Genomic DNA, 26,906 nt, shown 5'->3' with positions numbered 1-26,906 from the left:
TATTATAAAAAATTCATAACATTATCATAAAATTCGTCAGGATTTTCAGCGTGCAGCCAATGTCCCGCTTTTGAAATCGTTCCAATCTTGGCTTTTGGGAAATGTTTTTTGATCAAAAGTTCGTCCATCGGTTCAATATAACCACTTTCTTCACCCCCCAAAAAAAGCGTATCACCTTTAAAAACAGTGTTATCTGGAAGCGCCACGCCCACTTCCTCAATTTTTTCTGAAAGAACGGGCAAGTTTATTCGAAGGCCTAATTCGGTTTTAGTTTTTCGGTAAAGATTTTTCAAAAGAAACAATCGTGTACCTTTATCCTTTATATATTCCGAAAGAACGTCCTCTGCCTCCCCACGTGATTTTATTTTTGAAAAATCCAATTGTGAAAGTGCTTTCAAAATATCTTGATGATGCATTGGGTAGGCTTTAGGGCCAATATCTGCAACAATAAGTTTTGAAACCATTTGGGGGTAGTTTACAGCAAACTGCATTGCAACCTTGCCGCCCATGGAATGGCCGAGTAATATTATTTCTGTTAAATCATGTTCTTCGCAATAATTTTTTAAATCCTCAGCCATTATTTTATAAGAAAAATCGTCGCTGTGGAAGCTTCGTCCGTGGTTGCGCAGATCTAAAAGATGTACTTCATAACCAACTTCAGACCACCGGGTGCCCAGTGTTTTCCAATTATCGCTCATTCCAAGGAAACCGTGGAGGATTACGAAGGGTTTGCCGGAGCCGAGTATTTGGGAGTATAAAATCATCAGCTAAGTTTTCTTAAATATTCTGAAATCACCTTTTCCAACCCATCATAAAGCGCCTCACAAATAAGTGCGTGCCCAATGCTCACCTCCAAAAGATTTGGGATGTTTTGTTTAAAAAACGCAATGTTCTCCAATGAAAGGTCGTGGCCTGCATTAATCCCTAAATTCAGATTGTTCGCAAGAATCGCACATTCTGTATATGGTTTTATAGCATCTTTGTTTCCTAACGAATATTGCTTGGCGAATTCCTCTGTGTACAATTCAATTCGGTCCGCTCCGGTTTCGGCAGCGCCTTCAATCATTTTTAAAGCTGGATCTACAAAAATTGAAGTGCGGATTCCGTTTCGTTTAAATTCAGAAATAATTTCCTTTAAATAGTCTTTGTGCTTCACAGTATCCCAACCGGCGTTGGAAGTAATTGCATCTACCGCATCTGGGACGAGCGTTACTTGTGTAGGTTTTATTTCCAAAACCATTTCCGTGAAATCATCCATCGGGTTTCCCTCTATATTATACTCTGTTGAAACAATGGATTTTAAATTATATGCATCTTGGTAACGAATATGGCGTTCATCAGGCCTTGGGTGAATAGTAATTCCCTGTGCACCAAATTTCTGAGCATCTTTTGCAACCTGTAAAAGATCAGGAACATTACCGCCGCGTGCGTTGCGCAATGTGGCTATTTTGTTTATGTTTACGCTTAATTTTGTCATTTCCTTGTATTATAATTAACAAAAATACAAACCTTCTAAATGCTAATGAACCTTTATTTTAAGTAATTTGCATTAAAAACAATTAGTAATGGAAACCCTTAATTACATCATTAACGATATTGAAGCGTTTGACGTTTCTGCCAAAATAAAGGATGTGCAAACAGTTTTTAATCAACTCACCTATTCACACGTTCCTGTTGAAAAAGACGGTCATTATATAGGTTGTGTTTCTGAAAACGATGCGTATTGTTTTGATAACAAAAAATTGCTGAGTGATTTTCAATATGCTTTGGAGCCTTTTCACGTGTTGGAAGATACCAATTGGCTGGATATTTTGGAAGCTTTCGCATTAAACAATAGCAATATCATGCCCGTTCTTGGGGCAGAAAATAAGTATTTAGGATATTATGAGTTGGGCGATATTATGAGTCTTTTCAACAACACACCTTTCTTGAATGAAACAGGGGGCATTATTGTGGTTGAAAAAGGCATTCAGGATTATTCTTTCAGCGAGGTGTGCCAAATAGTGGAGTCTAACGGAACGCGGATTTTTGGAGTATTCATTTCAAAAATAACTGACGGAACTGTACAATTAACTGTAAAAATAGGCCACACAGCAATGAACAGTATTGCGCAGACTTTTAGAAGGTATAATTACAACGTGATTAGCCATCACGAAGAAGATAAGTTTTTGGAGGATTTGAAGGAACGCTCCGATTATTTGGACAAGTATCTTAATATATAGTAGTCAGTAGTCAGTAGTCAGTAGTCAGTAGTCAGTAGTCAGTAGTCAGTAGTCAGTAGTCAGTAGTCAGTAGTCAGTAGTCAGTAGTCAAATTAATAAAATCCACAACATTAATTGCATCAAGTTTATTTAAATGAAAATAGGTATCTACGGACAGTTTTATCACGAAAATTCTGAAATATACATTCAGATGTTGCTGGATGCGCTTCAAAAAAGAGAGGCCGAAGTGCTTATTGAGGCAAATTTTCTGGGCATCATCAATAAAAATCAAGACATTACAAAAAATTTTTCCGGCTTTTCTACTTTTACTGAATTGGATAAAAGTTTCGACCTTTTTTTCAGTATTGGTGGTGATGGAACTATTCTGAAAGCGGTAACATTTGTGGCAGATTTAGACATTCCCATTGTTGGAATAAACACCGGAAGACTTGGTTTTTTGGCAACCATACAAAAGGAGGAGATGACCGAAAGCCTAAGTAAGATTTTAGAAGGCGAATATTCTATTTCTGAAAGAAGCTTGCTCACTGTAGAAACATTTCCGCAGAGCGCAGAAATCAAACCCTTAAATTTTGCCTTAAATGAAGTTGCAGTAAACAGGCGAAATACAACTTCCATGATAAAAGTGGAAACTTTTGTTAACGATAAATACCTAACTTCCTATTGGTCCGATGGTCTTATTGTGGCGACGCCAACGGGTTCAACTGGCTATTCTTTAAGTTGTGGAGGACCGGTAATTGACCCAGAGGCAAATAACATTGTACTTACCCCAATAGCGCCGCACAATCTTAATGCCCGGCCTTTGGTAATTCCAGATTCCAGCACCATTTCGCTAAAAGTTTCAGGACGCGAAAACACTTTTTTGGTTTCCATGGATTCCAGAATTGCTACTTTGGAAAACGAAACCACTATTGTAATTAAAAAAGCTCCGTTCACTATAAAATTGCTGCAACTCCACGACGATAGCTTTATAAAAACCCTTCGCAAAAAACTTTTGTGGGGCGAAGACAAGCGCAACTAAACAATAAAATCCATCAAAATTTGTTAATCAAACAGAGACAAATTGGCTTCCAATAATGTCAAGCCAAGTTTATTGTTATATTTGCAAACTTTTAAAGTATATGAAGTATTTCGCGACTGTATTTTTAATACTCTCAACAGTGTTCTTTGCACATTCCCAAACCTATGAAATAGGCGGAATGATTGGAGGAGCCAATTATATAGGTGACGTTGGAAAAACCAATTACATTAATCCGAATAGCTTTGCCGTAGGAGGTCTATTTAAATGGAACCGAAGTGCGCGACATTCGTTTAGGGCATCAGCTCTTTTTGCTGAAATAAAAGGTGATGATGCTAAGAGTTCCAACGGTCGCCGGGAACAGCGTGGCTATCATTTCATTAATAGATTAAAAGAAGTTTCCGTAGGATTGGAATATACCTTTTGGGATTTTGACGTACACAGCCAAAAAGCCATATCTACCCCCTATCTGTATACAGGGCTAACCTATTTTGGATACAATGCTCTCGTAAAAAATGGTGATGGTGTCGATTTTATTGAATATGAAAATGCCTCAACCTTTGCCATCCCAATGGTTTTAGGTTATAAAGCAAATATTAGCAGCAACGCAATGATCGGCTTTGAAATTGGGGCCCGATACACTTTCACCGATAACCTCGACGGAAGCAACCCAATTAAAGGCGAGACCGATTTTGACAATCTGAAATTCGGGAATACAAATAACAACGATTGGTATGTTTTTACTGGTATAACCGTTACTTTTGCCTTCGGAAGAAAGCCCTGCTATTGCAACTTTTAAAATGACGATGGACCTAAAAGACCAAATAGACAAAGAAAAATTACCCCAGCACCTTGCCATAATTATGGACGGCAATGGCCGCTGGGCAAAGCAGAAAGGTCTTTTCCGTTCTATTGGCCATGAAAATGGCAGCAAAGCTGTCCGCGAAATTGTGGAAGGAAGCGCAGAAATTGGAATTCCTTTTTTAACACTTTATGCTTTTTCAACAGAAAACTGGAACCGTCCAAAATTGGAAGTGGAACTGTTGATGAAACTTTTGGTTTCTTCGCTTAAAAAAGAAATAAAGACTCTGCAGGATAACAATATAAAGTTAAACGCTATTGGCAATCTAGATGCTTTGCCCAAAAAAGCACACAAAGAGCTGCACGATGTTATAGAGAAAACAAAGGATAATAACCGGATGACCTTAACCCTTGCACTCAGTTATGGTTCTAGGGAAGAAATTACAAAAACAATAAAAGAGATTAGTCTTAAAGTTAAAAATAACCTAATTTCGCCGCACGATATTGATGAAACGGTAATAAATAATCATCTTTACACGCAAAATTTACCAGATGTAGATTTGTTAATCCGCACCAGTGGCGAGCAGCGCATTAGTAATTTTCTACTTTGGCAATTAGCATATGCCGAACTGTATTTTACTGAAACACTTTGGCCGGATTATACTAAAAACCATCTTTTTGAAGCAATATTAAATTATCAAAACAGAGAAAGAAGATTTGGAAAAACCAGTGAACAACTTAAACAATAGTTCCCTATTGCACATATACAGAAAATCTTATTGTATTTTACTATTTACAATACTTTCCGTTTTTTCACTACAAGCGCAGCAAAAAGAACTTGACAGCGGAAGAAAATACACTATAAACGAAATAACCGTTACGGGTGCACAAAACTTCAACGAACAAACGGTTATTGCCTTTACAGGACTCAAAAAAGGGGACCGAATCTATATTCCCGGTGAAAAATTGAGCCAGGTAACCAAAAAACTTTGGGAACAAAATCTTTTTAGCGACATCGCTTTCTACGTAACCAATGTAGAAGGTGACAATGTTGATCTTGAATTATACATCGTGGAATTGCCCAAGCTCAGGGAAGTAGTTATCTCGGGTAAAGGTGTTCGCAAAGCGAAGAAAAAAGAAATAATTAAGGACAACGACCTTAAAGCTGGCGCTAAGATTACCAAAAACCTACTTACCACTACAAAAAACTACATCACAAACCTATATAAAAAAGACGGCTTTTATAATACCGAAGTTACCATAAATACCACTCCCTATACCGATTCAACAGGTGTTGAGGAATCAAGGAATATGGTTATTTCAGTTGACAAGGGAAAGCGCGTTAAAGTTAAAAATATCAACTTTGAAGGGAATGAACAGTTTAGCGATGGTAAACTACGCCGTTCCATGAAAAAGACCAAACGCAAAAACCTAATCCGTTTTTGGAAACGCTCAAAATTTACCGAAGAAGGATTTGAGGAAGACAGAGAATCACTTCTGAAAAAATACAAATCAAACGGTTATCGTGACGCACGTATTATTAACGATACATTGCGGGTGCTTGACAGAAAAAATGTAGCGCTCGATATAAATCTTGAAGAAGGAGATAAATATTATTTTGGCGATATCAAATTCATTGGAAACAGCGTATTTACTGACGGCCAATTACGCCAAATTCTTGGAATTAAAACCGGCGAAGTTTACAACGGCATCCTACTGCAAGAACGCATTCAGGATGATAGTGACCCAGAAGCAAACGATCTTACCAATTTATATCAGAACAATGGGTATCTAGCTGCGCGTATAAACCCAGTAGAAGTTGCCGTACGTAACGACACCATCGATTTTGAAATAAGGATTATGGAACGTAGTTTATTCTATTTTGATCACGTAACGGTTATTGGAAACGATCGCACAAACGATCACGTTATTTATAGGGAATTAAGAACCCGTCCAGGCCAAAAATATAGCAAACGCGATGTGGTAAGAACTATTCGTGAATTAGGACAGTTAGGCTTTTTTGATCCGGAACAACTTTCACCAAACTTCAAAAAAGTTGATGAAAACAACGGCCTTGTTGATTTGGAATACTCTGTAGTTGAAAAAGGATCTAGCCAGATTGAACTTCAAGGAGGTTATGGCGGAGGTGGTTTTGTGGGAACTCTTGGGCTTTCCTTCAATAACTTTTCACTTCGGAACATTTTCAATCTAAGTTCTTACAAACCGCTGCCAATGGGCGACGGTCAAAAACTATCCATTCGTGCACAGGCAAGTAGCTATTACCAAACCTATAGCCTTTCGCTTACAGAACCATGGTTGGGGGGAAGAAAACCTGTACAATTGTCCACCTCTTTTTCACATACCATTCAGAATTATTATGATCCAAGACAGCGTAGAGCGGACAAAACCAGAAGCTTTACCATAACTGGAGGTTCTGTAGGCCTTGCCAAAAAAGTAAAATGGCCAGATGATTACTTTGTATGGTCTAATGCAATTAGTTTCCAACATTATAACTTAAATAATTATAACACTGGATTATTCACCTTCGGTGATGGTTATTCAAATAACCTTGCCTATACCATTGGCATTAGCCGAAATAACACGGCAACAAACCCAATATATCCTACTTCGGGTTCAGATTTTAGCATTACAGCAAAGTTGACTCCGCCCTATTCTGCATTTAACAGTGTAGATTATAAAGCGCTTTCCCGAGAAAGAGACCAGCTTGCATTAACCAATCCTGATAATCCCGAATTTGTTGACGATAACAAGAGAATTTCCGCTATAGATCAAGAACGTTTCAAATGGTTGGAGTACTATAAAATTAAATTCAAGGGAACTTGGTACACAAAACTGGTTGAAAAGCTAGTATTGCGAACCAACACAGAATTTGGATTTTTGGGAGCCTACAACCAAGATCGCGGGATTCCACCTTTTGAAAGATATTTTGTTGGTGGTGATGGCCTTGGAGCTTATAGCCTAGATGGCCGCGAAGTAATCCAGTTGAGAGGATATCCAAATCAATCTCTTACCCCTATTGACGGAAATACGATTTACAATAAATTTTCGTTAGAGGTAAGATATCCAGTAACTTTGGCGCAGATGGCATCCATTTATGTACTTGGGTTTGCAGAGGGAGGAGCTTCTTATGACGGCTTCAGAGATTACAATCCTTTTGAACTGAAACGTTCCGCTGGTGTAGGATTACGTATATTTATGCCCGCATTCGGACTTTTGGGAATCGATTTTGGATATGGATTTGACCCAGTTTTGGGTGGAACCGAAAAGAACGGATGGGAACCACACTTTATTATTGGACAGCAATTTTAAAAACTGGCACGATTTTTTCTTAAACAACAACCAACTAATATGAAGACAAAAAAAATACTATTTTTTACCCTTTTCCTTTTTTGCTTCACCTTTATGGCTGAAGCTCAAAGAGGGGTTCGCATAGGATATATCGATATGGAATATATCCTGGAAAGCGTTCCAGAATACAAAGAAGCTTCCATTCAACTAGAGGGGAAAGTTCAACGCTGGAAACTGGACATTGAAAAGAAACAAAAAGAAATAGACCAAATGAAATTGAATCTTGCGAATGAAAGGGTTCTTTTAACAAAAGAGTTGATAGATGAAAGGGATGAGGAAATAAAAATAAAGGAAGACGAAATGCTTCAATACCAGCAAGATCGTTTTGGCCCGAATGGCGACTTAATGATACAGAGGAGACAGTTGGTTCAGCCTATTCAAGATCAAGTTTTCAATATTGTTCAAGAAATTGCTGAAAACAAAAAATACGACTTCATTTTTGATAAATCTGCAGATGTGGTTATGCTTTTCGCAGCAAAAAGAAATGACATCAGCGATTTAGTATTACGAAGTATTGAGCGCGCGGGCAGAAGAGTACAGGCCGCAGACAAAAAAGAAAAACGTGAAATAGAACAACGCGAAAAACTTTCTCTTGAAGAAGAAGGTGCCGTTACTGAAAGGGAAAAAGCAATTGAAGAAAAGCAGCAGGAGCGCGAAAAAATAGTTGAAGCTAAAAAGAGCGAGCGTGAAGAAATGATGGCCCAACGTCAAAAAGAACGTGACTCCATCAGAGCGGCTAAAAAAGCGGAGTTTGACGAACGCAGACAGCGATTAATAGATGAAAGAGATAGAAGAAGAGACTCAATAATGAATGTACGTCAAAATAAGAACAATCTCCCAGAAGGTGGCGATGGCGAAGAAGGAGATGGTCAATAAATAATTTTAATATTTAATAATCAATACAAATAAAAGAATAACACTTAAATTAAATACACTTACAATGAAAAAAATGAAAATAGTTTTAGTTGCAATGGCGCTATTTATGGGAGCTACAAGTTTTGTAAATGCCCAATCCAAAATTGCACACATCAATGCACAAGAACTTATAGAGGCTATGCCAGAATACAAAGCTGCACAGAGCCAGTTAGAAAAAGTTCAGAAAACATACGATACAGAAATTAAAGCGATGGCCAAAGAACTTGAAACCAAGATGAAATTATATGATGGTGAAGCCGCTGGAAAATCTGATGAAGAGAATCAAAAGAGATTTCAAGAAGTTCAAGGAATGCAGGATAATATTCAAGCATACCGTCAGCAAGCGCTTCAGGATTTGGATAAAAAAAGAACAGATATTTTTAAACCAATCCTAGAAAAAGCTCAAAGTACTATCCAGAAAGTTGCTAAAGCTCAAGGTTATCAATACGTACTTGACTCTACAGTAGGTAGCGGCGGCGTAATACTTGCCGATGGAAAAGACCTAATGGCAGATGTGAAAAAAGATCTGGGAATGTAATTCTTTCCAAAAGAAATTTTTAAGGAACTGCCCGCGCTTCGTGGGCAGTTTTTTTATACCTTAATTTGAAGTTATTGGCTACATTTACCTGATGAAAAAAAATAATCCCATAGGTATTTTTGATTCCGGTGTTGGCGGTTCTTCCATTTGGCAGGAAATACATAAACTTTTACCATTTGAAAATACTATCTATCTCGCCGATAGTAAAAATGCTCCCTATGGAAATAAATCTTCCGAAGAAATTACAACTCTCAGTATTAAAAACACTGAAAAATTACTTGATCTCGGAGCTAAAATTATCGTTGTAGCCTGTAATACCGCAACTACAAACGCAATTACCAACCTTCGTGAAAATTACGATATTCCATTTATTGGCATAGAGCCAGCCATTAAACCGGCAGCCCTCTTGACCAATTCAAAAAGCATCGGAATCTTGGCTACTAAGGGAACATTGAGCAGTGCGCTTTTCAGCAAAATAACACAAGAATTCAAGAAGGATACAAACGTCGTGGAAATTATAGGTGAGGGACTCGTTCCATTGATAGAAGCTGGAAATCTGAACGGGCCCGAAATGATTTCCTTGTTAAAAAAACACACCAAGGCTATGATAGCTGCGAACGTTGATTATGTAGTTTTGGGCTGCAGCCACTATCCGTACCTTATTCCGCAGTTAAAAAAAATACTTCCCGAAAATGTAACGATTATAGATTCTGGAGAAGCCGTTGCCCGGCAGACCAAAACAGTGCTTCAAAGTGTAAACTTGCTTCGGGAAGAAAACACACAGCCAAAACTTCAGTTTTTTACAAATGCCCAAACGGATACTTTAAGATTTCTTCTAAAAAGTTATTCCGAAAAGATTTCGGTAGAAAAAATGGAGTTTTGATTATTCCTTAAACCAGGAGGAATACATTACATAATTGTTGGCAATGCGTTCAATTTCACCTTTGGTGAGCTCTGGGCTTATGTCTTTGATTTTTCTTGCTGGAATTCCTGCGTAAATACTTCCGCTTTCGACCCTTGTATTTTTTGAAACAACTGCTCCCGCAGCAACGATAGTATTGCTTTCCACAACACAGTCGTCCATAACGATGCTTCCCATACCTATTAAAACATTATCGTGAATGGTACAGCCGTGAACGATTGCGTTATGACCAATAGAAACGTTATTACCAATAGTAGTAGGCGAAGTTTTATAGGTTGCATGAATTACCGCTCCATCCTGCACGTTTACTTTGTTACCCATTTTGATGAAATGCACATCGCCACGAATAACGGCGTTGAACCAAACACTGCAATCGTTGCCCATCACGACATCGCCGACAATAGTAGCGTTTTCAGCTATAAAACAATCTTCTGGGATTTGCGGGTGTTTTCCGTTTACGGATTTAATTATCATCGTTTGAGGTTTAAGCCCTTCGACTGCGCTCAGGGTGACAGTTGCAGGTTTCAGGTTTCAGGTTTCAGGTTTCAGGTTTCAGGTTTCAAAAATAAAATTATTTCACATTATTTCATCAAACTTACAAGCAGTATCATTCAACTTTTACCCAAAATAAGCTAACAATTCCTTTTTCCTTGAAGGGCTCACCATTATTTCCTTGCCGCTGGAAAGGACCACGCTCCCACCCTTGCCTTTTTTGTATTCCGTGATTTCGTTCACATTCACCAAAAAGGATTTATGTACGCGTGCAAAGCCACTTTCAGACAATGAATCTTCAAAATATTTTAAGGTTTTACTCACCAATCGCTTTCCTTTCTTTAAATAGATCTGGGTGTAATTGTCATCCGCCTGGCAATATAGTATATCTTCCATCTGCAACACTTCAAAACCGTTTTGCAGTGGTATTGTTATCTTACCTGCAACTTGTGTTTGTAATGGCTTTAAAATTGAATTTTGAAGGCTGTTCTCCTTTTGTTTAATTTCAAGCACATAATCTACTGCCTCAATTAACTTATCTATGGAAATTGGTTTTAGCAAATAATACGATGCGTGGGCATTTAAGGCATCTATTGCATAATGATTGTAAGCTGTTACAAAAACGGTCTCAAACTGCCTATCGCCTACTTTATCGAGCAAATCGAACGCATTTCCATAAGGCATTTCCACATCCAGAAAAACCAAGTCCAAATCGTTATTCCGAATTAAAACCAAGGCCTCCTCTACATTGGCAGCTTCGCCCTTTAAAACTATGCTTGGGCAATATTTGGCCAAATAATTCTTCAGAATTTCCCGACTGGTTTCTTCGTCCTCAACGATAATTGCGTTTAGTTTCATGATTTTCTGGGTTCTGTTGATGCTATTGATGCTATTGTTTCTATTGTTTCTTGTCTATTCATTGTTCTTTGTTCCTTCTCCCGTCATCGGTCTTCCAGCACCCAGCAGCCCACATCAATCTTTCTTTAAAATAAGTTCAACTTTGGTGCCTTCATTGTTCTCAAAAACATTTTCCACTTTCACAACTATTTTGTCTTTGTACATTTCATTTAAAATAGCAATTCGTTTTTGGGTATTGCCCATTCCTTTGGATTTTTGCTTCTTTTGGTTTTCGGTTTTGAATTCTTCGGATTTTGCACGGCCAATGCCATTATCCAGTATTGTTATTTTAACGGTTTTGGAATCTATTTTTCTGAAATTAATCTCAAGCAAACCTTTTTCCTCTTTGTATCGAAGCCCGTGCCAAACGGCGTTTTCCACATAGGGCTGAAGCAACATTGGCGGAATTACAAACTCGTTCAAATTTATATTCTTATCTACTGAAAACCTATAATCGAATTTATCCTTAAATCTGAAATGTTCCAATTTCACATAAAGTTCCAGCAGCTCGATTTCCTTTTCCAAAGAAATAAAATCTTCTTCGCTGTTCTCCAAAACAGAACGCATAAGCAGTGAAAAATCTGTTAGATATTTATTGGCCGCACGCTCGTCGTTCACTGCGATAAAACTATTTACAGAATTTAGCGCATTGAAAATAAAATGCGGGTTCATCTGCGACCGAAGTGATTTTAAGGCCAAAACATTATTGGCGAATTTTTGCTGTTTCACATTTTTGTATTGGGTATAAGCCGCAAAAAAAAGTAGCAATACAATTATAGCCAATGAAATGATAACCCACTTTTGAATTTTGCTATTCCTTTCTATAAGTTCTTGATTTTCAAAAGCAAGTTTATAGCGACTTTCATTTAGTTTGCGGTCATTCTCAAGACTAACGATTCGGTTTTGTTTCAAAGTTATCTCTTTGGTAAAGCGAGCCGCTTGGCTAATTTCCTGCTCCTTTTTCACATAAAGCTCATCCACAACTTCCACATAGCGCTGGTAACTTTCAGTAGCTTTATCAAATTCGCCAATGTCGCGATAAATCTCGGAAAGCTTTCGGGTAGCGTCTTTTTGCACTACTAAATCTTCTCGTATATCAGCTTCGGCAATGCTCTTTTCTAAATACGGAATGGCTTGTTTGTATTTTTCTTGGGCTACAAAGGCATTGGCAATTTTATAATTTTGGCGCTGAGAGGTTAATGCTTCGTCTTCAACAGTTGCTCCTTTTCCCATCGTATTAAGCTCTTCCAAAGTTTCCTCTCGAAGCTGGATTTCCTTTTCATATTCACGATTTTGATTATAGAAATCTGCTACTTTGTTTTTTTCGGAAACAGCACGCTGTTTGTTTTCCTTTTTTGCGAGTTTCAGCGAATTATCAAAATACACTTCGGCCTCGCTCAATGCACCGCTTTCTGCGTATGCTTCCCCAATCTTGGAATTTAGATTTGTAATTTTTGGAGTTATGCTATTTTCTTTGGCTGCGTCCAGCGCTTTCTGATAATTGAAAACACTCTTAACTCCGTCTCCAATTGCTTTATAAGTATCGCCCAAGCCTTCGTGCACTTCCACTTTTTGATAAGCTGAAAGATTTGCTTTCAACAAATTTTGAAAAGCCGAAATGCTTTCCTGATAGTTTTTATTTTGCGCAAATGCTTTTGCTAACTTGATGGAAACATCTGTATTTGAAAGGTTTTGAATACTTCTTTTGTAGTTATCGACCGCTAAATCTGGTTGGTTCCAAAACAAATTAATATCTCCCAAGGTTTCAAAAGCTTGACTGTTTTCTTTATTTGAAATAGTTTTATTGCGGCCCGGCTCCAAGGCACGGGTTACATATTCAATACTTTTTTGCGCGTCTCTTTTCAGAAAGTATTTTGCAGAATCTAGATAAACGCTGAAGCTATTTTGCTTGTTATCTTGAGAACTTCTAGATACTGATGGCGCAGGTTGTCCTAGCGCTTTTTCGACCCGAACGGTTATAAAATCGTTTTTGGCAACGGTGTAATAAACGGTTAAAAAGTCGTCGCTTTTAATAACCAATTCGTCCCCTATTTTGGCTGAAATGGCAAATCTTCCCGATAAGTTCGTCGTGGTGTATTGTCCGCCCAAAATTTCAACGTTCACTTTTGCGATTGGCATATTTGTTTCACCATCTATCACTTCACCTTTCAGCATAAAAGGTTTGTTTTCCGCTTGCCTCTTTACTTGCGAAAAGCTTTCAGCGGAACAAAAAAAGGCAAAGGCCAAAAAAAAGAAAAGGAGATTTTTCATTTCATTATTAAAACGGTAAACATACGCACTTTACGGCAATGCCTAAAATTACATTTTTATGAAATAGCTTCTGCAATGACTCAAAATTAATACTTGGCTCATCCAAAAGTTACTTTTACTAAATGGAATGGAGTGCTTCCTCAAGGCAGGTTTTTTTCAGAAAAACTTCATCGAAGCGATTCAAAGAGAAATCTTGAAATTGAATAAACAAGACCGAAATACATTGCAGAAAACACAAAAGAAACAAACAACGCCTTAGAAAATGCCATGGTCCAGGCCATAAAAAAACAAGCGCAGAAAAATAATTATACTTGGCAGTAAATTTTCTTCCATAAAAAAAGCCTGATACATAAAATTGTATCAGGCTTTTTATTGCTTTATGATAACGTATTAATTAATTGCAGGACAGTTACAGTCGTACGGTTCGGGTCTTCCTCCCAAGAAGTCGTAGCCCAAGGTAATTTGGTGAAAACCACCGCTTTCAAATTTTACATTTCCAGCTTGGTATGAATAGGTATAGGCAAACATAAAGTTCTTGAAATTTATACCTAAAACTGGTGTAAACCATTGCAGTTTTTGAGCCTTTACTTCTTCGCCATTTAGGTATTCTGCACCGTCTAGACTTCTTCTGTAAGACAAACCACCCCATAATTGCCCAAAATCCATGGTTCTGTATGCTTTAAAGTTTATATCTACAGCCTGCTCACCGGTGCGCTCGCTCCATTGAAAAAGGAAGGATGGCTCATAGCTCCAAGCTGCTCCATACTCTCCAATGGCGTATGCCGCAGATAAAAGATATTTACGTTGGTTGTTTGACTCAAACTGTTCACTGTAAATAGATCTATTTTGAAAGATGATATTCTTAACGGTAAAGTGTCCTGAAAAGTCTAAGAAATTATAGGAAAGACCAGCATCAACATTAAAATAGGATGTACTTTGAATTATGCCACTTATCACTGGATCAAAATCTGACAGGTCAAAACTAGTTTCATCCAATCGTGATTGGGTAAGTCCGGCACTTAAGCCAAAAGATAACTGGTTAAGATCTGCTTCACTTCTTGAAAACATAATATGATGGGCATAGGTAATATATCCTCCCGTTTGTGAATGGTACCCGTTTCTATCGTTATAGAAAATAACACCCACTCCAGATTGCTCTCCCAATCGTGCATTGAAGCTTACCGTTTGTAGGTTTGGGGCTTCATTTTGATCAAACCATTGTTGGCGTGCCGTTAAACGCAATTGATTATGCGTTGCGGCACCGGCCATTGAGGGATGCAGCAAATACAAGTTATCAGAAAAATAATCTGAATAAACCGGTATACCATCTTGGGAAAATCCATAAAGCGATGTTAACAAAAATAGGATAAGGGGAATTCGTTTTATGTACATAATACAGTTATCGTTTTAGGGTAAAGTGTCCTTTAAATTCTTTTGCGTTGCCGTCTTCGGTATATTCCACTCGGAACCAATAATCACTTGATGGCAGTGGGCTACCGCTGTAGGTACCGTCCCATCCTGAACTTAGCGGACTGATTTGTTTTATCAGTTTTCCGTAGCGGTCAAATATATATATTTTCGCCGTCGGGTCTCCTGCTGCAATGCCAATTATATTCCAAGTGTCGTGATAGCCGTCTCCGTTTGGAGTAAAGTATGGTGGATAATCAATCACGCCAACGTCAAAAGTTACCGTACCACAACCATATATATCTTTAATAGTAATGGTGTGATTGCCTGGCTCTACATTTTCAAATATATTGCTATCCTGGAATGGCCCATTATCCAATTGATATTGATAAGTGCCGTTACCCGTAGCAATAACCTCAATAATATGGTTTCCTGCGAAAGCGCCATTCAACAAGTTTGCTTCATAGGTAAATGGTGGTGAAGAAACTATTACCGTAGCACTTGCACTGCCCTCACAATTTGAGGACAATTCAGTATAGGTTACAGTATAAACTCCTCCTTGAAGCGCGATAATGGACGGTCCTGTTGCACCAACAATGATTACTCCGTCTAAGTCCCAAAGGAATGTATATAACGAAGGATCCAATCCCGTATCAATAAGTGGTGGGGAGTCGCTACCTTCTTCTTCAGCGATGGGGTTTCCGTTTTCATCTACACATAGACGGTATTCACCATCAAGAGAAATCTCTGGCAATTGTTCTGCTTTAATCACCATATCAACCACTGCATAACATCTAGGTAAGTTCGTATTATTGTTGTTTGTTACCCTAACATAAATTCGCTGTGGGTTTATGATATTCACATACGGAAAGATTATTTCTTCTATACCGGCTTCTGCTTCTTCCAAAGTTTCGTGGAAGGTTATACCATATATTGCAGGATCTTGACCAGCCAATATCTCTGCACGCAGATCTGATACTTGCTGATTGGTTACATCGTCCAGATCAAACTCTGCAAAACCATCTGTTGGTGCAAGATTATCACATATTATAAAGGGTTCTGCAGGTGCTACCGCAATGGCGCCTTTCTGAACAATAAGGTCAAAACTTTGAATACCTCCAATATCGCAACCCGTTTCTATATTCCTTATATTGGTATAGATAGTCTGCGGGTTTATTGGGTTGTTATTTGCGTCTTTGTTCTGATAGTTAGTTGTATTTACTATCGCAAAGGTTCCGTTTTCGGCATCAATCGGTCTTAAGTAAAAACTTACTTCAAAAAGTAGTTGGGACTGTCCGCCCAAAATCTCTTCCACTTTAGTTTCCAAATTAAACACCCCAATTTCGCTGTCATCCGGTGCACAAACTATATATGGTGAAACTATTGCGGTATCATCGGGCAATGGATTCACGATAAGTTCCAATTCCACAATTTCAAAACAAAGGGATGTTGGGTTTGTGGTTCGAACGTATATAATCTGCGGATTAGTTTTGTTTTGATAGGCTGTAATATCTGCTGCAGGAATTGGAGCTAATTCATTTACTGCTTCGTTATAGCTTTCGTAATAATCCAGCGTCCAGTTATTTCCATTAAGGATTTGAGCATTGCGACTGGTTAGATCAAAAATCTCAACTTCGTCATATGGTCCAGGCGGTACAATTAAAGTAACATCACAAAGCTCAATTGGCGTTGGAGGTGTGGGGTTTGGATTACTAATAACCCTTATAGTAAGCGTGGTGAATGAGATACACTCACTGTTACTATCCTCCACCCTTACAAACAATACTTGTGGATTGATTGGGTTTCCGTTAGCATCTACGTTTACATAAGCAGTATCTGGATCTATACGGTTTGTATTGTCCTGTGCGTCTTGCTCTGTAATGAAATAGGAAACTCCTTGCGTAAGTACTCCGTTAGTAATTTCGCTATTTTTCTGAGTAAGATCGAATGTGGTAATACCATCATTTATTTCACCTAAATCATCGCACAGCTCTAAAGGAGACGGATCAATTATTGGCAAACCATTATTTACTACTAGGTTGAATTGACCAATTTTGAAGCATTCCGTAGCATTATCATCCAAACGAACCCAAATGGTTTGAGGATTGGAAGTATTTGTGTAAGCCTCTGGTTGCGCAATAAACGGGGTGCCATCAATTGCAGCAGCTTGACTTAAATGGTAAGTGAGCGTATAATCATCCGTAGATTGGCTTCCGAATATTAAATCTTGTTGGTCTGTAAGATTAAATTCTGAAAAACCAGAATCATCACAAGCTATAAGATCTGGTAAATCTGAAGGAACAACTGGCGTTGGATTTACAATCAATTCTAGAGTTACAATAGTATAGCAACCTGTTCCGCCTGGTGGATTATTGTAGGCCGCCCGCACAAAAATAGTTTGGTTGAAAGCAAATATATTTTCATAAGGACTTGTAAGTGCAGCAAAACCATTTTTGGCATCCTGTAAGCTTTCGTGATAAGTAATCAGTAAAGTTGGATCACTACCTTGAATCTCAGCAGTTTTACTATCCAAATCGAAAGATGTAAAACCGTTATTATCCACATCGCAGGCAAACAATGGCGTTGGCTGTACAGGCTCTGGGTTTGGATTTACAATTATCTTGAAAGTGAGCGATGCCCTACAAGTGTTTTGACCGAGTACTGTAACAAATATTGTTTGCTCCGGACTTACTTCATTTTTATAGGCACCAGGATTTACAATAGGAATATCGTCTATTTGATTTTGCTCCGAAGCATAGTAAATAACCGTTAAGGTAGCATCGCCGCCTGTGATTCTTGGAGTATTCTCGGTAAGGTTGAATGTAGAAATTTCATCGTCATTGGTACTTCCATTTACTTCATCATCGCAAAGTACCAAGTCTTCAGCATTTCCGGTACCCGGGAATGTACCCACTACAATTTGAAATGGTGTAATTCTTGCGCATCCCGTAGCCAAACTTTCTAAACGCACCCATACTGTTCTACTAATACTTTCGAAAGCATTTGCAGGATCAATAGCATTAGTTTCTCCTTCTGCATCAGCTAGGCTTATATAATAGGTTATTGGTTCAAAATTATCTGGATCTTGTATGCCAAATACAGCATTATTTTGAACGGTGAGATCAAAGATTGCATCGCCATCGCCATCTTCATCACAAGCAAAGAGGTCTTCAAATGTACTATCGGGTGCATCTGGTAGCGGCACAACAATAAGCTGAAGCTCTACAATTGTGTAGCAAGGCAGCAATTCTGGCGGCACATCATTTGTTACCCGAGCATACACTATTTGGGTGTAAGGCGTTGTGTTTTGATAAAGCCCTATTATTTCTGTTCCCGGAACGGCATCTATTGCTTGCTGTTCGGTTTCATAATAAGCAATGGAAACATTGTCTTCACCATTTAATATTTCAGTATCTCGTATTGTAAGATCAAATATGTCCAAAATTCCATCGTCATCATCATCGCATAACACAATGGGCTCTGGATTCATTTTAGGAGTGGGGTTTGGCAATACTGTTAAAGTAACGAGGACGCTGTTAGAACATCCAAATTGTGATGATACTATTCCAACAACCGTTTCTGGCGTGTTTATGTTTGTATAATTAACTGGGTCCAGAATTGGATTACCTAGAGAGTCGAACCACGCTACTGTTAAATTAGGATCACCGCCGGTAATTGTAAAGTTATTCACGGTAAGGTCAAAAATAGTAAATCTATCTGCTACTTCGTCATCACATTTATCCATGGTCAATGGTCCATTATTTCCTGGAATTGGATCTACAATCAATTGCAATTCCACAATGTCGTAGCAACCTTCGCCTCCGTTAGGGTTTGGTGGCAATACGCTGTTTTCATTGCCAACTACCAGTATATAGATAGTTTGTGGGTTAGTTGTATTCCTAAAAGCTCCCGGATTAGCTTCTGCCAATGAAAAATCTGGTGTTGGCGTTATAGCAAGGTCACCAGCCAATTGTGCATCGGCAAGATTTACATAATAATAAAGATCATAGCCATTAGGGTCTAAGGTTCCCAAAACTTCTGCTTCAACTTCTGTTAAGTTGAAAGTTGTAACCCCATCTTCTGGATCATCATCGCACTCATGTAAAGGTGCAGGTACTGTAGCCACCGGAGAACTTTGCACCTTTAAAGCGAATGATAAAATTCTAGGGCATAGGTTATTACTCGTTACATCTACTATTCTTACCCAAACACCGCCTGTTCCATACCGTGCATCGGTGGGATCGGTAATTGGCACATCATTATAACGTTCGTCATTTTCATAGATTAATGGTAGTGGAATACTATTCTGGGCCAATAATAAAGTTTTGTGATAAGTTACCGTAAGATTCCCATCACCGCCTGAAATAAAATCTGTTTGGGTACTAAGGTCAAACAGGGCAAAACCATCATTGTCCGCATCGCAAGCAATCATGACCCCTGGTGAAAAAGCATCTGGCGTAGCCTCAACATTAATAAAGAAAAAGTTGGTTGCCCTACAACCATTCTCGCTGAATACGGTTACATAAATACGTTGTTGAAACGGTACTATATTGCGATACGCTGCAATGTTTGTAATTGGGTTGTTGTTTATTTGGTCAATTGGAGTTGCATAATAAAATACATCCAAATTTATATTGCCCATTTGAATTCGTGTCGTGTTGGGCCTAAGGTCGAAAACAGCTAGTCCATCTGTGTCTGTACTAGTAGCTGTTAAATCGTCGCATTCAGTTAAATCTTCACCCACACCGATGGCTGGGAAAAGCTCGAGTTCAAGTGTGAATTCTGTTACCCGCACACAGCCCGTTACCAAACTCTCCAAACGAACCCAAATGGTTTCACCTCCTGAAGCAGGATAATTTGTTGGGTCGGCAATTTCAGTACCGGGAATACCTGCTTCTGCATCTGCAAGGCTTGTATCGTAATAGGTAATTGGCGCAAAATTCGCGATGTCTTGAATACCAATAACACCGTCATTCTGAAGGGTCAAATCAAAACTGCCAGAACCATTGCCATTTTCATCACAACCAATAAATGGATTTTGGAATGGAGGCGTGAACGGAGACGTTAGTGGTTTATCGGGTAGTGCAATTACAATCAGCTCCAATTCCACAATTGTGAAACATCCAAGAGCTGCTGGTGGAACCTCTTTTTCAACACGGGCAAATACTGTTTGATTAAAAGGTACCGTATTGGTATAAGGCATCACAATTTCAGTACCCGGAACACCAGCTATGGCTTTCGGTTCCGTGTCATAATATGTTACAATTATGTTAAGTTCATTAAATATTATATCACTATCGGCCAGAGTAAGATCCCAACCGCTTGCAATACCGTCATCGCCATCCGGGCCATTGTCACAAAGTTCTAATGGTTCCGGGTTAAAATTTGGATTCGGGTTTGGCACTACGTTCAAGGTAAGCCTAACCAATATTTTACAATCAAATTCAGAAGTAACCCTTCCAAATATGGTCTGGGGTGTATCTGTAGTATTTTGAAAGGTGGTTGGATTTGGAATAGGAATGTTCGCAATCTCATCTGCTAATGTCAAAAACCATTCAACCGTAATGGTAGGATCATTATTGGTTACATCTGGATTTATGCTTGTAAGGTCGAAGGTTGAAATTCCATCAGTCAATGTACTGCCTTGTAGTTCATCATCGCAGAGAAACATCTCGAAAGGTCCAAAATCCTCTGGAAGCGGATCTACAATTAAATTTAAGGTAACTATATCATAACAACCTTCCGCATTGTTAGGGTTTGGTGGAATGGTTCCGTTAGTATTACTTACAATTAATATAAAAATATCCTGAAAATATGGACTTGCAGTATTTAGATGTTGCGTTGGCACTTGTATTGCTTGCGAAAAATCTGGTGTTGGGGTTATAGCAAGCTGACCAGCAAGTACTGCCTGAGAAAAATCTTCAAAATAATACAGATCAAAGCCCAATGGATCTAAAGTTCCCAGAACTTCATCTCTCACTACAGTAAGATCAAAACGAGCAATACCATCGGCAACTGCTTCATCACAAACACGCAAAGGTTCTGGTGTAATTCCTACTGGTGAAAAACGAACTTCCAAAGCAAAAGGAACTATACTTACACAACTACTTCCGCCTTGAGAAACACGTGCCCAAACCCCGCCTGTTCCGTAAGCAGCATCCAGAGGGTCGGTAACTGGAAAATCTAAATATCTATTATTATTTTCGAATGGGTTGGGCAATTCGAAATCATCGTTCTCTGCATTTATAAGCGTTCCGTGGTAAGTTACCGTCAATGAAGGATCACCAAGAGTTATTACATCTGTCTGCAATGTGAGGTCGAAAAATTCAAAACCATCATTGTTGCCATCACAAAGAATTAAATTTGGTGGCGAAGTATTTATGGTTGGCGGTGCATCTATGCTGATGGTAAAACTTTGAAGAGTATCAAAACAAGTAGTAGGATCATCATTATTTTCAAGCCTTACAAATATTGTTTCTGGGCCAGGAGCATTTACAAAATATGGAATTGGCAAAGCTCCAGTGTCATTATCAGCATCTGCCTGACTACTGTGATAGGTAATTGTATAATCTGAAGAAGGTTGTCCATCCAAAACCTCAACGTTAAATTCTACTTCAAGGTCAACGAATTCGCCGGCATTGTTATCAAAATCGCAAAAACTTCTGTCGTTCACTTCTCCAGCAATGGCGCGACTGAAATATATATCAAAATCAGTAATGTCGAAACAGGTTCCACTTGCACTATCCTCAATCCGTGCCCAGATTCTTTCTGGAGATGGAAGGTCTATAAATTTAATTCCGCCAAGAATTTCCGTGCCGGGAACGCCTGCTATTGCTAACGCTTCCGTCTCATAATACTTTATTGTGAAAAGTGCTGGATCCTGAGCGCCTAAAATATCATCATCATTTTCAGTCAGATCAAAAACACCATTCGTAGTGCCGAAGTCACATTGGCGTAAATCTGGCGCGGGATTGGCAACAGCTTGGGGTCTAAAGGTAATTACTACTGAATTACTAGTCGCATCACAACTACCATCCTTTACAATTACATAATATGTTCCGTTTGCAGTAACGACCAATGTTGGATTTATACTAATAGGATTTACCGGATCACCAGCTTCAAACCATTTAAACGTGAAGGGCGCGGTAAGTCCAGAATCCAAAATAACCGGAGAACCCATACACGCAGGTCCCGGATCTATTATAAGCAGTTGCTGATTAAGATCTACGGGGTATATAGGAGATTCATTATTTGTTTCATCTGTTTCAAGCACAATGCCATCGGGTGGCTGATTATTGGTGCCAATATCATCCACAACTGCAATTAAATTAAAAATATTGGGAGTTCCGACCGGAAGGTTTAATCTAACGGTACCGCTTTCTGAACCGCCTATAGCAATTTCATTGACTGTTGCTGCTTGGCCGAGAGGATTACGGACACCACCTACCTCCGTATAAAAGGCGATAGGAGTATTTGGAGGCAATTCGTTCGTACTGTTAACATTATAAACCGTGTATTCAATATCAATATCGCCATTCTGACATAATATCCCAAGATCGTCAATTTCCATGGTAGCATCGGGAAGTTCAGAGTTAACACCAGTAACAATATTATTTACCATTATATAATCCTGTTCTGAAATAAGAACAACATCAATATATTCTACTCCTTGTTGTATAATTGGCGGATTTATACCTACAAGATCATAAAAATCTAAGTCCATCTGATAGTTGGTAGTAGATTGTGGAATAGACCAACTATTGGTACTATTAAAATTATTGGTTGCGGGATTTATAGCATTAAATGGAGAATACGTGCCAAATATTGTAGTAAGTTCTAAAGATTCTCTTCTGCCTGGAAAAGGAACTAAATCGCCCTCCCAAGCCAAAAATGCAATTTTTGATAATAAATCTGATGAAACATCGATACCATCGAGTCTAATATTTAACTGTGTATTATTTGCAGATACACTTTGCAATCCATCGAATATTTTTATTTGATTGAGTTCACCTCCGGGATTATCATAAATAACATATACTGCCCAGCCTCCAAAGTTGGTGCTTCCGCAATAGTTATTTAAAGTTGCTTGTGGAATGTCCATGCCAGAAAAGGTATAAGTACCATTCCCAGCAGCTGCAATTAAATTTGTAACATCTGCCCGAGCAGCAAAATAAGGTTGTGCATTAAAAATATGGTCAAATGTTTCATCTGCATTTACAGCCGTACCATTGAGCATTACATTAAAATCGCCTGTTCCAACAGAGCCCCAATACAAATAAGCGGCAACTACGTTTTCACCAATGCCGAGAAATAAATCCGCATCACTTTGTGGCAATAAGACACATGGATTATTACCGCCATTATTTTCTGCAGTACTTAGTGTATTACCAAAAGCGAGGAAATCATATCGGCCATTAAATTGAATGAATTCTGCTATATCATTTGGATTTTGTCCAAAACCAAAAAAAGGAAACGCTAATGTCAGGAGAAGTATTAATTTTTTCATAAAATTGGGAATTACAGTGCCAAATATATTGAATACATTGTTTTTCTTTTTATATTTTTGTAAAAAAAACAATTAAATGTCCCACTTTAACATAGAGATTTCTCAAACTAGCAACCAAAATATTGTTAAATTTATTGCTAATTCTTTCTTAACTCGCTCTACCAGCTACGAATTCAAAAATATTGACGAGGCAAAAGTGAGTCCTTTGGCGCAGGAGCTTTTTTACCTTCCATTTGTAAAAACCGTATATATATCGCAAAACTTCGTCGCTATTGAAAAATATAGCATTGTTGAGTGGCAAGACGTGCAAGAGGAAGTGGCAGAATCCATTGGAGAGTATCTAAATTCTGGAAAGCCTGTAATTACTGAAACAGACAATCCTAAGAAAATTCCGGTAAGCATCTATGCCGAAAGCACCCCGAATCCTTCAGTGATGAAATTTGTTGCCAACAAACCTTTAGCAACGGGAACTTTTGAATTCAAAAATATTGATGAGGCAGCGCATTCGCCTTTGGCAAAAGCATTGTTTAACTTCTCTTTTGTAAAAGAAGTATTCATTAGCGCCAATTATGTTTCGGTTATGAAATACAATGTGGCAGAATGGCCAGAAATCTCTATGGAAATTAGAGAGTTTATAAGAAAATTCATTGAAGACGGCAAACCTGTTTTAAATGACGAAATATTAAATGCCACAAATTCTGATCAAGCTATTTCTTCAAAAGAAAAAATTTCAGAAAACACTTCAAAAGACCACACAGCGCTGGAAAAAGAAATTATCTCCATCTTGGACGAATATGTAAAGCCTGCCGTGGCGAGGGATGGTGGCCACATTTTATTCGATTCTTTTAACGAGGAAACAAAAACGGTGAAAGTTATTCTCCAAGGCGCATGTAGCGGCTGCCCATCATCTACAATTACCTTAAAGAATGGAATTGAAACGATGTTAAAAGAAATGCTGCAGGGACGCATAGATAGCGTGGTTGCGGTGAATGGATAAGTGCCGGAAGCTAGATGGCGGATGCTGGATGTTTTTTTAATGCCCAATCCTTTCCTTTTAACTTAATTTTCAGATTAATAGCTCTCAATAATTGTATCTTGAGGTTTTATTAATTATCCTGAAACCTCAATTTTTTATAGAGGTGGGAAAAAACCAAAAATTATGGCAGTATTAAAAGTAATTGAAATTCTTGCAAGCTCAAAAGATAGCTGGGAAGAGGCAACCCGAAATGCAGTAAATGAGGCGGGAAAAAGCGTAAAAAATATTCGCTCTGTATATGTACGCGAGCAAAGTTGCGTAATTGATAATGACAAAATCACACATTTTCGTGTAAATGTAAAAATCACTTTTGAAGTAAATTAAATTTCCCATGAATTTTAGAAAATACGCTTTTGAGCTTTCAAAAGCGTATTTTTGTTTTTCATAAATTCCTGCTATGCGCTTACTATTAGCTTTATCGGCACTAACCTTATTTTTTGGTTGCAATTCCTCAAAAAAAGAAACCTTGGAAACACATCTCTTTACAAACGAATTAATCCACGAATCCAGTCCTTACCTGCTTCAGCACGCCCACAATCCCGTAAATTGGAAACCTTACGGCGAAGCGGCCCTGGAACAAGCAAAGAAGGAGAAGAAACTCATTATAATAAGCGTTGGCTATGCCGCCTGCCATTGGTGCCATGTGATGGAGCACGAAAGTTTTGAGGATAGCACCGTAGCTGCGGTAATGAACAAGAATTTTATCTCGGTAAAAGTGGATCGCGAAGAACGGCCGGACGTGGACCAAACTTATATAAATGCGGTGCAATTAATGACCGGAAGCGCGGGCTGGCCGCTTAATGTGGTTACACTGCCCGATGGAAGACCGGTTTGGGGCGGCACCTATTTCCGGAAAAATGATTGGATAAACGCTTTGGAGCAAATTCAGGAAGCTTATACCAATGAACCCGAAAAACTGATTGCATACGCCAATAGATTGGAAGAAGGTATAAAAAGCATGGATTTGGTTCATTTAAATACTGCGGATGTAGATTTTACGAAATATCCCACTTCGGAAATAGTTAGGAATTTATCGCAGAATTTCGATAACTTATATGGCGGATTCAAAGGCGCTCCAAAATTTATGATGCCGAACAATTTAGAGTTTCTTTTGAGGCAAGCCGTTGAAGAAAATAATACAGAATTGTTGGATTTTGTAACGCTTACTTTGGACAAAATGGCCTACGGTGGACTTTACGACCAATTAGGCGGTGGTTTTTCACGCTACAGTACGGACGAAAAATGGCACATACCACATTTTGAGAAAATGCTTTATGACAATGCACAGCTTGTAAGTCTCTATAGCAACGCCTATTTGGTAACAAAAAAACCACTTTACAAAGAGATTGTTGAGGAAACCTTAGCGTTTACAGCGCGCGATATGACCAACCAAGAAGGCGGTTTTTATTCGTCCCTGGATGCCGATAGCAAAGATGAAAAAGGGAAGTTGGAAGAAGGTGCTTTCTATGTTTTTACTTCGGAAGAACTGCAGGAATTGTTGAAGGACGATTTCGAAATATTTAAGGAATACTATAATGTGAACAGCTACGGAAAGTGGGAAAACAATCATTATGTGCTAATCCGAAAAAAGACGGATGCTGAAATTAAGAAGGAATTTGGAATTACTTCCGAAGCATTTCAACAAAAAAAGAAAAACTGGAAAAATACGCTACTTGCCTATCGCAACAAAAGGCCAAAACCACGATTGGATGATAAAACATTAACCTCTTGGAATGCATTGATGCTGAAGGGTTATGTGGATGCATACAAAGCTTTCGGAAAAAAGGAATATTTGGAAGCCGCACTAAAAAACGCAGCATTCATTTCAAAAAAACAACTTCAAAAAAACGGTGCGCTTTTCCACAATTATAAAGATGGCAAAAGTAGCATCAATGGGTTTTTGGAAGACTATGCCTTCTCCATCGAAGCTTTTATAGACTTATACCAAGTAACGCTGGATGACAAATGGCTGAAGCTTTCAAAGCAAATGGCAGAGTACGCAAAAGTTAACTTTTTTGACGAAGAAAAACATATGTTCTATTTCACCTCTAAAGAAGACGCCGCAATTGTAACAAGAAATTTTGAATATCGCGATAATGTAATTCCTGCTTCAAATTCTGTGATGGCGAAAAATCTTTTCGTGCTTTCAAAATATTTTGAAGAAACCGGTTTCGACGAAATTTCGCATCAAATGCTGAAAAACGTTTCTGCGGAAATAGAACAATATCCCAGCGGCTTTTCAAACTGGCTGGATTTATTGTCTAATTTTCAAAAGGACTTTTACGAAGTGGTAATTGTGGGCGAAGATGTCTCGGAAAAAGTAACGGAATTCAACAAGCACTATCTGCCCAATATGATAATTGCGGGAAGTAAGGGCGAAAAAAGCGGGCCGCTTTTTGAAAATCGATACACTCCAGACGCAACGCTTATCTACGTTTGCGTAAACAACGCGTGCAAACTTCCCGTGGAAGACACAAAAATTGCAATTGAATCATTAAATAAAAAATAAAAAATT

General features: G+C 38.5%; 18 protein-coding genes. 11 read left to right on the top strand and 7 right to left on the bottom strand.

The window, feature by feature from the left end; all coding sequences use genetic code 11:
* Window positions 1-2: 2 nt before the first annotated feature.
* Together ESV24_RS00930 and ESV24_RS00925 are read right to left on the bottom strand one after the other, a co-directional pair.
* Entirely contained in the window at window positions 3-764 is a 762-nt protein-coding gene (locus ESV24_RS00930; RefSeq protein WP_111813534.1) for an alpha/beta fold hydrolase, read from the bottom strand.
* Complete coding sequence (locus ESV24_RS00925) at window positions 764-1,477, bottom strand: pyridoxine 5'-phosphate synthase (RefSeq protein ID WP_111813532.1); 714 nt, start codon at window positions 1,475-1,477, stop codon at window positions 764-766. The genes ESV24_RS00930 and ESV24_RS00925 overlap by 1 nt, the downstream gene beginning before the upstream one ends.
* An 88-nt stretch (window positions 1,478-1,565) precedes the next feature.
* On the opposite strand from ESV24_RS00925, the gene ESV24_RS00920 reads away from it, so the two are divergent.
* The 8 genes from ESV24_RS00920 to murI all read left to right on the top strand — a co-directional run bounded on the left by ESV24_RS00920 (window position 1,566) and on the right by murI (window position 9,743).
* Window positions 1,566-2,222 (top strand): CBS domain-containing protein, encoded by a 657-nt coding sequence (locus tag ESV24_RS00920; RefSeq protein ID WP_111813530.1) that lies wholly within the window; start codon window positions 1,566-1,568, stop codon window positions 2,220-2,222.
* A 133-nt stretch (window positions 2,223-2,355) separates the two neighbouring features.
* Window positions 2,356-3,240, top strand: a complete 885-nt coding sequence (locus ESV24_RS00915; protein ID WP_111813528.1) for an NAD kinase — start codon at window positions 2,356-2,358, stop codon at window positions 3,238-3,240.
* Window positions 3,241-3,340: 100 nt separating this feature from the next.
* Entirely contained in the window at window positions 3,341-4,036 is a 696-nt protein-coding gene (porG, locus tag ESV24_RS00910) for a type IX secretion system protein PorG (RefSeq protein ID WP_111813526.1), read from the top strand.
* 7 nt (window positions 4,037-4,043) lie between these two features.
* Window positions 4,044-4,787: an undecaprenyl pyrophosphate synthase gene (gene uppS / locus ESV24_RS00905; RefSeq protein ID WP_111814098.1), complete on the top strand. Its 744-nt coding sequence runs from the start codon at window positions 4,044-4,046 to the stop codon at window positions 4,785-4,787.
* The gene (bamA, locus tag ESV24_RS00900; protein WP_111814100.1) at window positions 4,768-7,368 is read left to right on the top strand and encodes an outer membrane protein assembly factor BamA; all 2,601 of its coding nucleotides are present in this window, start codon (window positions 4,768-4,770) and stop codon (window positions 7,366-7,368) included. Before uppS ends, bamA begins: the two co-directional genes overlap by 20 nt.
* Before the next feature lie 39 nt (window positions 7,369-7,407).
* Window positions 7,408-8,283, top strand: a complete 876-nt coding sequence (locus tag ESV24_RS00895; protein WP_111813524.1) for an OmpH/Skp family outer membrane protein — start codon at window positions 7,408-7,410, stop codon at window positions 8,281-8,283.
* 64 nt (window positions 8,284-8,347) lie between these two features.
* A complete protein-coding gene (locus ESV24_RS00890; RefSeq protein WP_111813522.1) occupies window positions 8,348-8,860 on the top strand; it encodes an OmpH/Skp family outer membrane protein in 513 nt (170 codons plus the stop codon).
* 91 nt (window positions 8,861-8,951) lie between these two features.
* The gene (gene murI, locus ESV24_RS00885; RefSeq protein ID WP_111813520.1) at window positions 8,952-9,743 is read left to right on the top strand and encodes a glutamate racemase; all 792 of its coding nucleotides are present in this window, start codon (window positions 8,952-8,954) and stop codon (window positions 9,741-9,743) included.
* Here the strand turns inward: murI and ESV24_RS00880 are convergent, their stop codons facing one another.
* The 5 genes from ESV24_RS00880 to ESV24_RS00860 all read right to left on the bottom strand — a co-directional run bounded on the left by ESV24_RS00880 (window position 9,744) and on the right by ESV24_RS00860 (window position 23,355).
* Window positions 9,744-10,256 carry a gamma carbonic anhydrase family protein gene (locus ESV24_RS00880; protein WP_111813518.1) on the bottom strand — a complete coding sequence of 171 codons (513 nt, stop codon included), beginning with the start codon at window positions 10,254-10,256 and terminating at the stop codon, window positions 9,744-9,746. It abuts the gene before it with no gap.
* 144 nt (window positions 10,257-10,400) lie between these two features.
* Entirely contained in the window at window positions 10,401-11,132 is a 732-nt protein-coding gene (locus ESV24_RS00875) for a LytR/AlgR family response regulator transcription factor (RefSeq protein WP_111813516.1), read from the bottom strand.
* Window positions 11,133-11,246: 114 nt separating this feature from the next.
* Entirely contained in the window at window positions 11,247-13,346 is a 2,100-nt protein-coding gene (locus ESV24_RS00870; RefSeq protein WP_249041578.1) for a tetratricopeptide repeat-containing sensor histidine kinase, read from the bottom strand.
* A gap of 486 nt (window positions 13,347-13,832) precedes the next feature.
* The gene (locus ESV24_RS00865) at window positions 13,833-14,834 is read right to left on the bottom strand and encodes a PorP/SprF family type IX secretion system membrane protein (protein WP_111813512.1); all 1,002 of its coding nucleotides are present in this window, start codon (window positions 14,832-14,834) and stop codon (window positions 13,833-13,835) included.
* A 7-nt stretch (window positions 14,835-14,841) separates the two neighbouring features.
* Complete coding sequence (locus ESV24_RS00860; protein ID WP_146743119.1) at window positions 14,842-23,355, bottom strand: T9SS type B sorting domain-containing protein; 8,514 nt, start codon at window positions 23,353-23,355, stop codon at window positions 14,842-14,844.
* Window positions 23,356-23,431: 76 nt separating this feature from the next.
* Between ESV24_RS00860 and ESV24_RS00855 the strand changes: the two genes are divergently transcribed.
* The 3 genes from ESV24_RS00855 (at window position 23,432) to ESV24_RS00845 (ending at window position 26,900) form a co-directional block, all read left to right on the top strand.
* A complete protein-coding gene (locus ESV24_RS00855) occupies window positions 23,432-24,352 on the top strand; it encodes a NifU family protein (protein WP_111813508.1) in 921 nt (306 codons plus the stop codon).
* A gap of 162 nt (window positions 24,353-24,514) precedes the next feature.
* Entirely contained in the window at window positions 24,515-24,715 is a 201-nt protein-coding gene (locus tag ESV24_RS00850) for a dodecin family protein (protein WP_111813506.1), read from the top strand.
* A 73-nt stretch (window positions 24,716-24,788) separates the two neighbouring features.
* Window positions 24,789-26,900: a thioredoxin domain-containing protein gene (locus ESV24_RS00845; protein WP_111813504.1), complete on the top strand. Its 2,112-nt coding sequence runs from the start codon at window positions 24,789-24,791 to the stop codon at window positions 26,898-26,900.
* Window positions 26,901-26,906 lie beyond the last annotated feature (6 nt).

It is taken from the genome of Aequorivita lipolytica, from assembly GCF_007997135.1.
Classification (GTDB): Bacteria; Bacteroidota; Bacteroidia; order Flavobacteriales; family Flavobacteriaceae; genus Aequorivita; species Aequorivita lipolytica.
Note: the sequence above shows the minus strand (reverse complement) of the source record. Positions and strands in the feature narration are given on the sequence as shown.